Consider the following 13,421-nt stretch of genomic DNA (forward strand, 5'->3'; position numbering starts at 1 on the left):
AGGCTATCGTCCGATTGAGCCTGATGCTTAGGGTTATAAGATCTGTCGCACGTCTTCCAGGGTGGCGTTGCCCGCCAGGCCGAGATCCAGCTTGGCGCCGTTGCCGTCGCGGATCACGCCGTTCACCAGCCCGAAGTGCAGGCTGCGCGCCACCAGCTGCTCGCCGTTGCCTTTGGCGTTAATCGCCACTTTGTAGGCGCCGTCGGGCGCGGTGGAGCCGTCATCCAGCGAGCCGTCCCAGGTGAAGGCGTGCACGCCGGCGGTCAGGCCGCCAATTTCAATGGTGCGCACCACCTGCCCGCTGGCGTTGGTGATGGTGGCGGTCACCTGATCGGCGGCGCGCTCCAGTTCCACGCCGAACGGCGTGGTGCTGACCTTGCCGTCCTTGCTGCCGACCAGAATGTTGTTGCCCGGCACCATCACGCCGTGACCGATCAGCGCGGTGGCCTGCAGCGACTGGTTGCTGTTGATCTGGCCGGAGATCGACCCCAGCGTGGTGTTAAGCTTTTCGATACCCTGAACGGTGTTGATCTGCGCCAGCTGCGACGTCAGCTCGTTGTTCTGCATCGGATTGGTCGGATCCTGGTTTTTCAACTGCGCGACCAGCAGCGTCAGGAAGCTGTTGTGCAGATCCTGGCTGTTGGTATTTTTGCCATTGGCGCCGAGGACGGTATCGTCCAGCGACGGCTTGGTCGTCGGGGAGACTGACATGGAATATCTCCGGTTATTGACCCAGCGTCAGGGTCTTCATCATCATCGACTTGGTGGTGTTGAGCACCTCGACGTTGGCCTGGTAGCTGCGGGAAGCAGAGATGGTGTTGACCATTTCCCCCACCACGTCGACGTTCGGCATGCGCACATACCCCTTGGCGTCCGCCAGCGGGTTGCCCGGCTGATACACCAGGCGCTCGGGTGCCGGATCGTCCACCACCTGGGCGACGCGCACGCCGCCGGTCGGTTGCCCCGGCGCCGCCGCGACCTGGAACACCACCTGCTTGGCGCGGTAAGGTTCGCCGTCCGGGCCGGTCACGCTGTCGGCGTTGGCCATGTTGCTGGCGCTGACGTTCATGCGCTGGGATTGCGCCGATAACGCCGAGCCGGAGATATCAAAAATATTCAGTAAAGACATGCGCCTTATCCTTGTTGCAGCACGGACATCATCCCTTTGATCTGACCGTTGAGCAGCGTCAGGTCGGTCTGATATTTCAGGCTGTTATCGGCAAAATTGGTGCGTTCGCGATCCATGTCCACCGTGTTACCGTCCATCGACGGCTGGTCCGGCACCCGGTACAACAGATCGAGCTGCGGCGGCTGCAGGGTCTGCGCCGGGATGTGGCGCGCCGCCGTCAGGTTGAGCGCCATGCCGTTGCCGCTGACGCGCCCCTGTTCCAGCACTTTGTTCAATTGGCTGGCGAAATCGATATCCCGCGCCTGATAACCCGGCGTGTCTGCGTTGGCGATGTTGGCGGCCAGAATTTCCTGCCGCTGGGCGCGCAAGTTCAGCGCCTCTTGGCCAAAGCGCAGAGCCGCGTCCAGTTTGTCGAGCATGCTCCCTCCGCGAGGTTAGAATTTGGAGTCGACAGCATAAACGCCCCCTGCGCCACCCTATCGCGGGAATAAACGCAAAATGGGGCGCTATTTATCTGCTTAGCCTGCGCGCGCTGCGGGTACACTTACGCGTATCCCGATGAAGCTTGAGAAGATGACGATGAAAGGTAAAATGCTGCTGCTTATCGGCCTGCTATGCAGTCTGAACGCGCGCGCCGACGATCTGGCGACGCAAATCGAAAGCTTCATCCAAGGCAAGTTCAGTGGCGAACCGGTACAGGTAAAAGTGCGGGTGCGCACGCCGCCGAACCAATGGCCCGCTTGCGAACTGCCGCAGCTGTCGCTGTCGCCCAACGCGCGGATCGGCGGCAACGTCAGCATTTCGGCGCGCTGTGGCCAGGAGAGGCGTTTTATCCAGACGCAGGTGCAGGTGTTCGGCCGCTATCTCGTTTCGGCGCGCGGCATCAGCGCCGGCAGCCGGTTGACGGCGGCGGATCTGGCGTTGAAAGAAGGCCGGCTCGATACCCTGCCGCCGCGCGCGCTGACCGAAGCGGGTAAAGCGCTAGGCGCCGTCAGCCTGCGCAACATCAGCCCCGGTCAGCCGCTGACCCTCGCCATGCTGCGCCGCGCCTGGATTATCAAGGCTGGGCAACCGGTGCAGGTCAACGCCCAGGGCGAAGGATTCAGCATCAGCGGTGCGGGTAAAGCGATGAACAACGCCGCCGCCGAAGACAGCGTGCGGGTACGCATGGCCTCCGGGCAGATCGTCAGCGGCGTGGTCGGGGACGACGGCGCGATCCGCATTACGTTATAAAAAAGTAAAGGTTCCGCCAACCTTGCCGATAAGACAAATCAAGCAGCATTTTATTGGCCACCAGGGCCGCAACACTTTCATTGCAGCGTCGTCGCCCGCGAGCGGTCACGGCGTAAACGGAGATGGACCATGAGTATCGATCGCACCCAGCGGTTACAGCCGGTTTCCACTGTGCAACCGCGTGAAACCCCGGCCGACAACCCGCTCCAACCGCGCAAGGCCGCCGTGGCCGAAACCGCCGTCAGCGGCACGCAGGTCAAACTGAGCGAGGCGCAGGCGCGCCTGATGCAGCCTGGCACCCAGGATATCGATATGGGTCGGGTCGAGGCCATCAAACAGGCGATCCGCAACGGTGAACTGAAGATGGACGCCGGCAAAATCGCCGATGCGCTGCTGCAAGACGCGCAGAGCGATGTTCAATGGATCGCCGGACGCGACTGACAGCGCGCGGCGAGTAGCGGTAAAGGATAAGTCATTACTATGGAAAAGCTGGCACAACTGCTGGATAAACTGTTGGAAACGCTGCAGGCGCTCAATGGCGTGCTGGAGGAAGAGCACGACTTGCTGTGCTCCGGCCAGTTGCCGGGCGTGGCCTTGCAGCGCGTCACCGATGCAAAAAGCCAACTGCTGGCGACGGTCGCTTATCTCGAACAACAGCGCCTGGGGCAGGAAAAAACCTGCGGACAACGCGCCCCCTATGCCAGCCAAGCGCCCCTGGCCGATCGTTGGCAGCGCGTTCAATTGCTGAGCCAAACGCTGCGCGAAAAGAACCAGCACAACGGCCTGTTGCTCAATCAGCAGATCGACCATAACGCTCAGGCGCTGGCCATCCTCAGCAAAAACAACAAATCGCTGTATGGCCCGGACGGCCAGTCGCACGCCGGCAGCCTGCTCGGCAGAAAAATCGGCGTTTGACCTGACTCATTTGCCCGGTGAGCCTATCACCGGGCATGCGTTCACCGGCTTCTGCGCATCCCGTCGCATTTTCTCCCTATCACCTCCTGAATTCCCTTAACGTTATGCGCGAGGCTGCGCAGAACGGATATTTACCTGTTCCCTATCACTGCCTGTTTCGTCATCTTAGCTCGGTCGTTAAACATCTTGATCTGTACCCATTAAGGGTATATTTTCACGCGGAGAGTGAATGACCGACATTTATCTCACAAAAGCCTTCCAGACATTTGCCGGCGATGAACGCATCAGTGATGCCACGATAGTGAAAGCGGCGCGAGAGATGCAAAATCAGCTGTATGACGCCAATCTCGGTGGTTGCGTTTACAAAAAACGCCTCGCCCGGATGGGGAGTGGGAAACGGCGCGGGTATCGGGTATTAATCGCAACGGCAGATGAAGGCAGGATTTTTTTCATGTATGGCTTTGCCAAAAACGAAAGAGACAACATCAATCAGGAGGAGTTAATTTCCTGGCGGCATTTGGCGGCGCTGTATCTGGATTATTCACCATTCAGACTGTATCAGCTGGTCAACTGCGGGGAATTAATAAGGTTACAACTATGAGCAAGATGCTGAAATCGATCCACCAGGAAGTTCAGGGCCTGCACCGCGCCGGTTTCGTCGACGACGTGACCATGCGCACTTTCGACATGCTGTGCCTGCGGCCGGTGAAGCAGTTCGGGCCGGCCGAGATCCGCGCGTTGCGCGAACGGGAAAACGTCAGTCAGCCGGTGTTTGCGCTGTATCTCAACGTCAGCAAAAAGGCGGTGCAGAAATGGGAGCGCGGCGAAGCGCAACCGAACTCCGCCGCGATGAAACTGCTGACGCTGGTGGAACGCAACGGCCTGCAAATTCTGGCCTGATGTTACTGATAATTGACGATCACCTGATTGCCAATCACCCGCAGCGGCGGATTCAGCCCGCCTTGCGACTGCACGTAATAGACAAAGCGCAATTCCGCATTGGCCGGCTCGCCCTGCAGACCGATGCTGCTGCCGCTGCCGCCGCCGAGCGGAATGCAGCGGTTTACCGTGCAAAGCTGGGCCTGCAGCCCCACGGGCTCCGGCCCCAGCAAACGGTAGCGCCAGCTGACGCTGGTGATGCGCGCGCTGGCGTCCGGCAGCGCGTTCGGCGGCCGCAAAGCGGCGGATTCATCGCGCATCCCGCCCTGTTCCAGCGTGACCCCCGCCCCTTCAGCCACCCAGGAGCCGGACACCGCGCCGGCGGCTAGCGGCGCCAGCAAACACAACAAGGACAGACAGCGTTTCATCAGGCGGCTCCAATGGTCGAGGTCATGCGAATCTGGCGATCGTCGTTGATCTCCAGGTTGGACAGCACCACGAGCTGCGGCAGGCTGCGACGCAGGAAGCGCGCCAGTAAAGGACGCAGCGCATGGTTAACCAACAGTACCGGCGGCGCGCTGAGCATCTCTTGCCGTTGCAGCGCCTGACGCGCCTGCTCCAGCAGACGGTCAGCCAGCCCCGGCTCCAGACCGCCGCCGCCCTGCAACGCCTGCAGCAACAGACGCTCCAACTGGGTATCCAGGCCGATAACCTGAATCTCGCCGTTGCCCGGGAACCACTGCTGCGTGATCGCCCTGCCCAGCGCCACTCGCACCACGGTGGTCAATTCATAAGGATCGCTCTGCGCCGGGGCATGTTCCGCCAGCGTTTCGACGATGGTGCGCATATCGCGAATGGACACGCGCTCGGCCAGCAGATTTTGCAGCACTTTGTGCAGCGTCGTCAGCGACACCACGCCCGGCACGAAGTCTTCGGTCAGCTTCGGCATCTCCTGCGACACGCGATCCAACAGCTGTTGGGTCTCCTGGCGGCCGAACAACTCGCTGGCGAACTGGCCAATCAGGTGATTGAGGTGCGTCGCCACCACGGTGCTGGCTTCCACCACGGTAAAGCCCTGGATCTGCGCCTGTTCGCGCAAGGCGCTGTCGATCCACACCGCTTCCAGCCCAAAGGCCGGATCGACGGTTTTATCACCCGCCAGCTCGCCTACGGCATTGCCGGGGTTGATCGCCAGCCAGCGGCCCGGCTGCGCTTCACCGCTGCCGATCTCGACGCCTTTCATCAGGATGCGGTAGCTGGCGGGCGGCAGTTCCAGGTTGTCACGAATGTGCACCACCGGCGGCAGATAGCCCATGTCCTGGGCGAATTTCTTGCGGATACCGCGAATACGCCCAAGCAGTTCGCCGTTCTGCTGAAAATCGACCATCGGAATCAGCCGGTAGCCTACTTCCATCCCCAGCGGGTCTTCCAACTGCACGTCGGCCCAGCTGGCTTCGGCGGCCTGCGGATTCTCTGGCATCACCGGCGCCTCTACCGTCTTCGGCGCCTGTTGTTCACGGCCGCGCAGCCACCAGGCCAGGCCCAGCAGAGCCGCGGTAAACAGCAGGAACACCAGGTTCGGCATGCCCGGCACCAGGCCCAACAGCCCCAGCACCCCGGCGCTCAGCAGCATCACGCGCGGATTGTTGAACAGCTGGCCAACCATCTGCTCGCCGACGTCCTGATCGGTCGCGACGCGGGTGACGATGACGCCGGCGGCAGTGGAGATCACCAACGCCGGGATCTGCGCCACCAGGCCGTCACCGATGGTCAGCAGCGTATAGCTTTCCGCCGCCGCCCCCAGCTCCATGCCATGTTGCACCACGCCGACCAACAGGCCGCCGACTACGTTCAGCACCATGATCATCAGGCCGGCGATGGCGTCGCCGCGCACGAATTTACTGGCGCCGTCCATTGAGCCGTAAAAGTCGGCCTCCTGGGTCACTTCGGCGCGGCGTTTCTTCGCTTCGTCTTCACCGATCAGGCCGGCGTTCAGATCGGCGTCGATCGCCATCTGTTTACCCGGCATGCCGTCCAGCACGAAGCGCGCGCCCACTTCGGCGATACGCCCCGCCCCTTTGGTGATCACCATGAAGTTAATCAGCACCAGGATGATGAACACCACGATGCCGATGGCGAAGTTGCCCCCCACCAGGAAGTGGCCGAAGGCTTCCACCACGCGGCCGGCGGCGGCGGAGCCGGTGTGCCCTTCCAGCAAGATGATGCGCGTCGACGCGACGTTGAGCGACAAACGCAGCAATGTGGAGAACAGCAGGATGGTCGGGAAGGCGGCGAATTCGAGCGTGCGCTGGGTGAACATCGCCACCAGCAGCACCATGATCGACAGCGCGATGTTGAAGGTAAACAGCAGGTCGAGGATAAACGCCGGCAACGGCAACACCATCATCGACAGGATCAGCAGGATCAGCACCGGGCCGGCCAGCACCTGCCACTGCGTATCTTTAAAATTGCCCGGCAAACGAAGCAGGGAGGCCAAATTAGCCATCAGAGTCACTCTCTTTTGCAAAATCCAGTGCTTCCGGCACCGGTAAACGTTCAGGTTTTTTCGGGATCAGGCCGCCCTCACGCCGCCAGCGGCGCAGTTGGTACACCCAGGCCAGCACCTCGGCGACCGCGGCATACAGGGTGGCCGGAATATGCTGGCCGATCTCGCTGTGCCGATACAGCGCGCGCGCCAGCGGCGGCGCCTCCAGCATCGGGATGCGGTGTTCCGCGCCAAGTTCGCGAATGCGCAAGGCGATTTCGCCAGCCCCTTTGGCCAGCACTTTCGGCGCACTCATTTTTTTGTCGTTGTACTGCAACGCGACGGCGTAGTGCGTCGGGTTGGTGACGATCACGTCCGCCTTGGGCACGTCGGCCATCATGCGGCGCCGGGCGATCGCCCGCTGCTGCTGACGAATGCGTCCCTTGACGTGCGGGTCCCCTTCCTGGTCTTTGAACTCGTCGCGAATATCCTGCTTGGTCATCTTCAGCTTCTTGAAGTGACTCCACAGCTGATAAAACACGTCGAATGCCACCATCGGCGTCAGCCCCAGCACCACCAGAAAACCGCAGAACAGGATCATCTGCAGCGCGTTGCCCAGCGCATCGAGCGGCTGCTGGGTCATCAGATGCAGCATCGCCGCCCAGTTGTGCCACAAATAGAGGCCGGTCACCCAACCGACCAGCGTCGCTTTCAGGATCCCTTTCAGCAGCTCGGCCAGCACCTGGGTAGAAAAGATGCGCTTCAACCCGGATAGCGGGTTCAGCCGCTTCAAATCGAACTTGATCGACTTGCCGCTGAACAAAATGCCCCCCAGCAACATCGGCGCGGCGAGCGCCACCAGCACCAGCCCCGCCATGATCGGCAGCAGCGCCAGCACCGCCTGGCGCAGCAACATGCCCAATTGGCGCAGCATCTGTTTATCGTTGCTGACCATGCCGTGATCGAAGTTCAGACCTTGCGTGAGCATCGCCGCCAGCTGTTGCGCCATGTTGCTGCCGGACATCAGGATAATCGCCAGGCCCGAGAGCAGCATCAGTACCGAGGTCAGCTCGCGCGAGCGCGGGATCTGGCCGTCTTCACGCGCCTTCTCCAGCCTGTGGGGCGTGGGGGCCTCGCTTTTTTCCAGATCGCTGTCTTCAGCCACGAAACGCCGTTCCTGTGTCGGGAGGGTAAAGAATGGCGGTCAGCATGCCAAAAAATTGGCGATGTCATTGGCGGAACAACGGGGAAAAAGGCGGGTTATTTAGGGGATGAGGCAATCAAGGGGGAGACGTTACAGCCAATTTTCCAGCCGTAAGCCATCAACGCGCTCAAATTCGCGTCGGTTATTGGTCACCAGAATCAATCCTTCGCTGCGCGCATGCCCGGCGATATGCAGATCGTTTACGCCAATAGGCGTTCCCTGACGTTCCAGCGCAGCCCGAATGTTGCCGTAGTGCGAAGCCGCTTTGGCGCCGTAATCGAGAATGTCCAATCGGGAGACAAAATCCTCAACCACTCTGGCGTTAACCGCCGGACGCGAGCTTTTCTCCACTCCGTGAACCAATTCGCCATAGGTGACCGACGAAATGACCATTTTGCCCGCATAGCGATTGAACGCCTCCAGCACTTCCAGCGGCCGGCGCTTGATGACATAGATAACAATGTTGGTGTCCAGCATATGGCTGAACATCAAAGTTCTTCCCGCTCGCGCTGGTGTTGCCCGGCACGTTCATTGAGGAAGTCATCGCTCACCTCATTTTCCGCGCAGAAGAAACTGTCCCAGGTATTCTCCACCGGCGCAAGAATGCGCTCTTTGCCCACTACGCGGACGGTCACTTTAGAAACGGTATCGGGGAAACGCACCTCTGCAGGCAAACGCACGGCCTGCGTCCGATTATTGGTAAAGACAGAACCTAACGTCATGGCGACCTCCTTTAACTGGAGTACAAATTATAATCGCCACAGTGTATATAGCAACGCTATATACTCAAATCTTTGCGCGACGCTGCGCAACTTTCGGGGCGCGCCGTCGCGCGCCCCGAAAGTCCTCAGAAACCGAGGCTGTCGAGCAGATCGTCGACCTGCGCCTGATTGGCGATCACGCCGACGCCGTTCTGGTCAAGCTGCGGGCCGTTCAGCAGGCTGTCGTTCGGCCGTTTTTCCTTCACCGGCTGCTCCGGCATGTTTTCCATCAGCACCATCAGCAGCTGCTTTTCGATCTCCTGCACCACGTCCATCATGCGCTTGATCACCTGACCGGTCAGATCCTGGAAGTCCTGCGCCATCATGATCTCCAGCAACTGGGCGTTGGTGAAGGCCGTATGGCCCGGCACCTGATCCAGATACTGGCGCGTGTCGTTGACCAGAGAACGCGCGTCGTCCAGTTCGATGGGATTGGCGAACCACTCGTCCCAGCGCCCTTTCAACGCGTTGGCGCCGGATTCCAGCTCCGCCTGGCGCGGTTGCGCCGCCTCCACGCAGTTCAACGCCCGTTCCGCCGCCTGCGCCGTCATGGTTACGACATAGTCAAGACGGTCGCGCGCATCCGGGATCGCCTCTGCCGCCTGGGCGATCGCCTGATCGAGCCCCAGTTCGCGCATGCTGTCGCGCAGCATTCGGGTCAGTTGGCCGATGCGGGAGATGATCTCTCCCGCGGTCGCTGCATCGCTGGCAGGCATTGGAATGTCTCTCATCGCCCTCTCCTTACATGCCCAATTTTTCAAAAATCTTGTTGAGCTTTTCTTCCAGCGTCGCCGCCGTAAATGGTTTCACTACATAACCGCTGGCGCCGGCCTGCGCCGCCGCGATGATATTTTCTTTCTTGGCTTCCGCGGTCACCATCAGTACCGGCATCGCGGCCAGCGCGCTGTCGGCGCGGATGGTTTGCAACAGCTCAAGCCCGTCCATGTTCGGCATGTTCCAGTCGGACACCACGAAGTCGAAACCGCCGGCGCGCAGCTTGTTCAGCGCATCCGCACCGTCTTCAGCTTCTTCGACGTTGTTGAAGCCCAGCTCTTTGAGCAAATTTCTGACGATGCGACGCATGGTGGAGAAGTCGTCCACAACCAGAAATCTGAGGTTCTTGTCTGCCATTGTTACTCCTGAAATAGTTAACCGTTTAATGATGCAACACCGCAGGCCGCCGCACGGCGAACCTGGGTCATATCGCCGCCGGGAAGACCCTGCGGACTGAAATCAAATGCGCAATGCCTGGCCGCCGGCGATCTGCGCCAGCATTCGCTGGCTCATTCTGTCCAGCTCGACCACTTCGCTGACGCCGCCGCTGGCGATCGCCTCGCGCGGCATGCCGAACACCACGCAGCTCGCCTCGTTCTGCGCCAGGGTATAAGCCCCGGCGCGGTGCATCTCCAGCATCCCCGCCGCCCCGTCGTTGCCCATGCCGGTGAGGATCACCCCCACCGCATTGCGGCCGGCGTATTGCGCCACCGAGCGGAACAGCACATCGACCGATGGGCGATGGCGGTTGACCGCCGGGCCGTCATGCAGCTTCACCTGATAGTTGGCGCCGCTGCGCGTCAGCTCCAGATGGCGGTCCCCCGGGGCGATGTAAGCGTGGCCCGGCAGCACGCGCTCGCCGTCCTCCGCTTCTTTCACCGTGATCTGGCAAAGCTTGTTCAGCCGTTCGGCGAACGAACGGGTGAAACCCGGCGGCATGTGCTGGGTGATCAACAGCGCCGGACTGGTGGCCGGCAGCGGCTGCAGCACCTGGCGGATCGCTTCGGTGCCGCCGGTGGAGGCGCCGATGGCGATCAGTTTTTCACTGCTCAGCAGCGGCGCATGGCTGAGGATCGCCGGCGCCGAGCTGCTGGAGCGCTGAGGCAGGCGCGCTCTGGCCGCGGTGCGGATCTTCTCGGCAATCAGCTCGCTGTAGGCCAACATGCCCTCGCGAATGCCGAGTTGCGGTTTGGTGACGAAATCCACCGCGCCCAGTTCCAGCGCGCGCAGCGTGATTTCCGAGCCTTTGCCGGTCAACGAAGAGACCATCACCACCGGCATCGGCCGCAGGCGCATCAGCTTCTCGAGGAAATCCAGCCCGTCCATGCGCGGCATCTCGACGTCCAGCGTCAGCACCTGAGGATTAAATTTTTTGATCAGATCGCGCGCCACCAGCGGATCCGGCGCGGTCGCCACCATTTCCATGTCGGCATGGCCGTTCACGATTTCCGTCATCAGCTGGCGCATCAGTGCCGAATCGTCTACGCATAACACTCTGATTTTACTCATTACCTCTCCTTGGTCAGCCCATACACGGTCTGCCCACGCAAGTAGAAATCCCGGCTGATCTGGCTGAAATTCTCGGAGTGGCCGGCGAACATCAGCCCCCCCGGCTTAAGCAAGGGAACGAAGCGGCGCAGGATGCGCTCCTGCGTCGCCTTATCGAAATAGATCATGACGTTGCGGCAAAAAATGGCGTCGAATTGCCCCGGCAGCGCCCACTCCGGCGCCAGCAGATTCAGCGGCTGAAAGTTCACTCGCGCCGCCAACTCCGGCCGCACGCGCACCAGCCCCTGATGCGGACCGGTGCCGCGCAGAAAATAGCGCTGCATTTGGGTCGGCGTCAGGGTGCGCAGATCTTCCTGGCGGTAAACGCCCGCCTCCGCTTTTTCCAGCACCTGCGTATCGATGTCGCTGGCCCAGACCTGGCAACTGCCGGCCCGCTGCCCCAGGGCATCGCTCAGCGTGATGGCGATCGAATACGGCTCTTCGCCGGTCGAGGCCGCGGTGCTCCAGACGCTGTAGCCGTTCGGCCGCGAGCGCGCATGCTCCGCCAGGATCGGGAAGTGATGCGCCTCGCGGAAAAATGCCGTCAGGTTAGTGGTCAATGCGTTGATGAACGCCTGCCATTCCGCGCTGTTCGGATCGCTTTCCAGCAGCGCCAGGTAATCGCCGAAATCGTGCAATCCCAACAGCCGCAACCGGCGCACCAGGCGGTTGTAAACCATCTCGCGCTTATGCTCCGCCAGCACGATGCCGGCGCGTTGATAAATCAACTGGCTGATACGGCGAAAATGCACGTCCGACAGCGGCAGGCGCTGCACCATTTGCGTCAACATCGACGCAGTATCCCGGTTAGAAGTTGACGGCGCCTGTTTCATGCCGCCTCACCGGAGTAAAACGTGCTGCTTATGCGGTTTGACAATCTTGGGCTTCCTTTACCACGGGTGAAACTGCGTTGTTGCTGTTACCTGGCGCGACGAAGTTATCGTCCGCCAGACGGAATACCGCGACCGCGTCGGCCAGGGTAATGGCCTGCTCTTCCAGCGCGGTGGCGGCAGAAGCGGACTCTTCCACCAGCGCGGCGTTCTGCTGGGTAACCTGATCCATCTGGGTCACCGCCTGCGTCACCTGCTCGATGCCGCGGCTCTGTTCATCCGAAGCCGACGCGATCTCGCCCATGATGTCGGTGACGCGCGTCACCGAACGCACGATGTCCTGCATGGTGGCGCCGGAATTTTCCACCAGCACCGAGCCGTGTTTGACGCGGCTGACCGATTCGTCGATCAGCACCTTGATCTCTTTCGCCGCCTGCGCGCTGCGGCTCGCCAGGTTGCGCACTTCGCCGGCGACCACGGCGAAACCGCGCCCCTGTTCACCGGCGCGCGCCGCTTCCACCGCCGCATTGAGCGCCAGAATGTTGGTCTGGAAGGCGATGCCGTCGATCACGCTGGTGATGGCGCCGATTTTCTGCGAGCTGTTGGCGATATCGTGCATGGTGGTGACCACGTCCCCGGCCAGTTCGCCGCCCTTGGCCGCGGTGGCCGAAGCGTCGCGCGCCAGCTGAGAGGCCTGCCGCGCATTGTCGGCGTTCTGTTTCACCGTCGCGGTCAGCTGTTCCATGCTGGCGGCGGTTTCTTCCAGCGAAGCGGCCTGCTGCTCGGTACGGGAAGAGAGATCGTTATTGCCTTCGGCGATCTCCTGCAGGCCGATCAGAATCGACTCCGCACCGTCGCGCACCGCGCCGACGGTACCGATCAGTGACTGCTGCGTGCGTTGCAGGCTGGCGAACAACATGCTGATTTCATTGCGGCCATACACCTGAATCGGCGTCGCCAAATCGCCGGCGGCGATGCGTTCAAAGTGGCTGCGGATTTGGTTCAGCGGCTGTACCAACATGGTGCGCAACCACCACATGGCGCTGCCGGTCACCACGATCAGCATCAAGACCGCCCCCGCCAGCATCAGGCCCGCCAGCGTGAAGGAGAATTGGTTGGCGTCTCGAGCCTCGCTAATGTCACCGTTGACCAACTGCAGGTACTGCACGAAGTCAGCCTCAAACAGGTCCTGGGTTTTCTGCGTCGGCTGATCCATAAACGCCTGCAGCTCGCCCTTTTCCAGGAAACCGATCAGCTCACGCAGCGCGCCGCGCAGCCGCTCGTAGCTGGCCTTGGTGGTGGCCGTCTGCTGGTTCTGCTGTTCACTGCTGCGTTCAACCGCCATGAACTGATTGAAATAGAGATCGGCCTTCTGCAGCGAACTGCGGGCGCTGCTCATCAATTCGTTCACCTGCTCCTGCGGCAGTTTCAACGCCGCGCGGGTGCCGGCGCGGTTCAGCGTATTGCGGGCCTGCAACAGCGACACCCAGCTCAGGCTGAGCGAATCGCGCTGCTGGCTGCCGAGGGTGATGATGTCGAGGTTGTGGTTATCGGAGCGAAACGCGGAATACGACAGGCCGCTGCTGGCCAACTGCAGAACGCAGAAGGTCATCAACAACAGGAACAAGCTGGTAGAGATACGGATTCGGTTAAACACTGTGAA

18 protein-coding genes are annotated in these 13,421 nt (G+C 61.2%); 5 read left to right on the forward strand and 13 right to left on the reverse strand.

From position 1 onward, the window contains the following. Positions 1-33: 33 nt before the first annotated feature. The 3 genes from flgD to flgB are packed head-to-tail and all read right to left on the reverse strand — an operon-like array spanning position 34 to position 1,548. Positions 34-711, reverse strand: a complete 678-nt coding sequence (flgD, locus tag WFM45_RS10760; RefSeq protein ID WP_033632745.1) for a flagellar hook assembly protein FlgD — start codon at positions 709-711, stop codon at positions 34-36. Positions 712-724: 13 nt separating this feature from the next. Beyond that, on the reverse strand, positions 725-1,129 hold the full coding sequence (gene flgC / locus WFM45_RS10765) for a flagellar basal body rod protein FlgC (protein ID WP_004934826.1): 405 nt from the start codon (positions 1,127-1,129) through the stop codon (positions 725-727). 5 nt (positions 1,130-1,134) lie between these two features. Then, a complete protein-coding gene (flgB, locus tag WFM45_RS10770) occupies positions 1,135-1,548 on the reverse strand; it encodes a flagellar basal body rod protein FlgB (RefSeq protein ID WP_033632744.1) in 414 nt (137 codons plus the stop codon). A 160-nt stretch (positions 1,549-1,708) separates the two neighbouring features. Here flgB and flgA point away from each other — a divergent pair, with 160 nt between their 5' ends. The 5 genes from flgA to WFM45_RS10795 all read left to right on the forward strand — a co-directional run bounded on the left by flgA (position 1,709) and on the right by WFM45_RS10795 (position 4,177). Continuing rightward, positions 1,709-2,362, forward strand: coding sequence for a flagellar basal body P-ring formation chaperone FlgA (flgA, locus tag WFM45_RS10775; protein WP_033633637.1), 654 nt, complete (start codon positions 1,709-1,711; stop codon positions 2,360-2,362). 129 nt (positions 2,363-2,491) lie between these two features. Then, positions 2,492-2,803: a flagellar biosynthesis anti-sigma factor FlgM gene (gene flgM, locus WFM45_RS10780; protein WP_004934832.1), complete on the forward strand. Its 312-nt coding sequence runs from the start codon at positions 2,492-2,494 to the stop codon at positions 2,801-2,803. Between the two features lie 39 nt (positions 2,804-2,842). Beyond that, complete coding sequence (locus tag WFM45_RS10785) at positions 2,843-3,277, forward strand: flagella synthesis protein FlgN (RefSeq protein ID WP_004934835.1); 435 nt, start codon at positions 2,843-2,845, stop codon at positions 3,275-3,277. Positions 3,278-3,506: 229 nt separating this feature from the next. Continuing rightward, positions 3,507-3,878 (forward strand): type II toxin-antitoxin system RelE/ParE family toxin, encoded by a 372-nt coding sequence (locus tag WFM45_RS10790; RefSeq protein ID WP_048324006.1) that lies wholly within the window; start codon positions 3,507-3,509, stop codon positions 3,876-3,878. After that, positions 3,875-4,177: a helix-turn-helix domain-containing protein gene (locus WFM45_RS10795; RefSeq protein WP_033632742.1), complete on the forward strand. Its 303-nt coding sequence runs from the start codon at positions 3,875-3,877 to the stop codon at positions 4,175-4,177. The genes WFM45_RS10790 and WFM45_RS10795 overlap by 4 nt, the downstream gene beginning before the upstream one ends. A 2-nt stretch (positions 4,178-4,179) precedes the next feature. Here the strand turns inward: WFM45_RS10795 and WFM45_RS10800 are convergent, their stop codons facing one another. From WFM45_RS10800 to WFM45_RS10845, 10 genes are all read right to left on the reverse strand, one after another. Next, the gene (locus WFM45_RS10800; RefSeq protein ID WP_060559818.1) at positions 4,180-4,584 is read right to left on the reverse strand and encodes a flagellar protein FlhE; all 405 of its coding nucleotides are present in this window, start codon (positions 4,582-4,584) and stop codon (positions 4,180-4,182) included. Then, on the reverse strand, positions 4,584-6,662 hold the full coding sequence (flhA, locus tag WFM45_RS10805; protein WP_103085412.1) for a flagellar biosynthesis protein FlhA: 2,079 nt from the start codon (positions 6,660-6,662) through the stop codon (positions 4,584-4,586). Before flhA ends, WFM45_RS10800 begins: the two co-directional genes overlap by 1 nt. Beyond that, positions 6,655-7,806 carry a flagellar biosynthesis protein FlhB gene (gene flhB, locus WFM45_RS10810; RefSeq protein ID WP_021504091.1) on the reverse strand — a complete coding sequence of 384 codons (1,152 nt, stop codon included), beginning with the start codon at positions 7,804-7,806 and terminating at the stop codon, positions 6,655-6,657. The genes flhA and flhB overlap by 8 nt, the downstream gene beginning before the upstream one ends. Before the next feature lie 129 nt (positions 7,807-7,935). Then, positions 7,936-8,334, reverse strand: a complete 399-nt coding sequence (gene vapC / locus WFM45_RS10815; RefSeq protein WP_019452963.1) for a type II toxin-antitoxin system tRNA(fMet)-specific endonuclease VapC — start codon at positions 8,332-8,334, stop codon at positions 7,936-7,938. Next, positions 8,334-8,567 (reverse strand): type II toxin-antitoxin system VapB family antitoxin, encoded by a 234-nt coding sequence (vapB, locus tag WFM45_RS10820; protein WP_004934853.1) that lies wholly within the window; start codon positions 8,565-8,567, stop codon positions 8,334-8,336. The genes vapC and vapB overlap by 1 nt, the downstream gene beginning before the upstream one ends. Positions 8,568-8,692: 125 nt before the next feature. After that, the gene (gene cheZ / locus WFM45_RS10825; protein ID WP_004934858.1) at positions 8,693-9,337 is read right to left on the reverse strand and encodes a protein phosphatase CheZ; all 645 of its coding nucleotides are present in this window, start codon (positions 9,335-9,337) and stop codon (positions 8,693-8,695) included. A 10-nt stretch (positions 9,338-9,347) separates the two neighbouring features. Further along, positions 9,348-9,737: a chemotaxis response regulator CheY gene (gene cheY / locus WFM45_RS10830; RefSeq protein ID WP_004934862.1), complete on the reverse strand. Its 390-nt coding sequence runs from the start codon at positions 9,735-9,737 to the stop codon at positions 9,348-9,350. Positions 9,738-9,839: 102 nt separating this feature from the next. After that, positions 9,840-10,889: a protein-glutamate methylesterase/protein-glutamine glutaminase gene (locus WFM45_RS10835; RefSeq protein ID WP_049277000.1), complete on the reverse strand. Its 1,050-nt coding sequence runs from the start codon at positions 10,887-10,889 to the stop codon at positions 9,840-9,842. Then, a complete protein-coding gene (cheR, locus tag WFM45_RS10840; RefSeq protein WP_025159837.1) occupies positions 10,889-11,761 on the reverse strand; it encodes a protein-glutamate O-methyltransferase CheR in 873 nt (290 codons plus the stop codon). Before cheR ends, WFM45_RS10835 begins: the two co-directional genes overlap by 1 nt. Positions 11,762-11,789: 28 nt before the next feature. Continuing rightward, the gene (locus tag WFM45_RS10845) at positions 11,790-13,415 is read right to left on the reverse strand and encodes a methyl-accepting chemotaxis protein (protein WP_004934871.1); all 1,626 of its coding nucleotides are present in this window, start codon (positions 13,413-13,415) and stop codon (positions 11,790-11,792) included. Positions 13,416-13,421 lie beyond the last annotated feature (6 nt).

The organism is Serratia sp. KG1D (assembly GCF_037150675.1).
In the GTDB taxonomy this organism is placed as follows: domain Bacteria; phylum Pseudomonadota; class Gammaproteobacteria; order Enterobacterales; family Enterobacteriaceae; genus Serratia; species Serratia nematodiphila.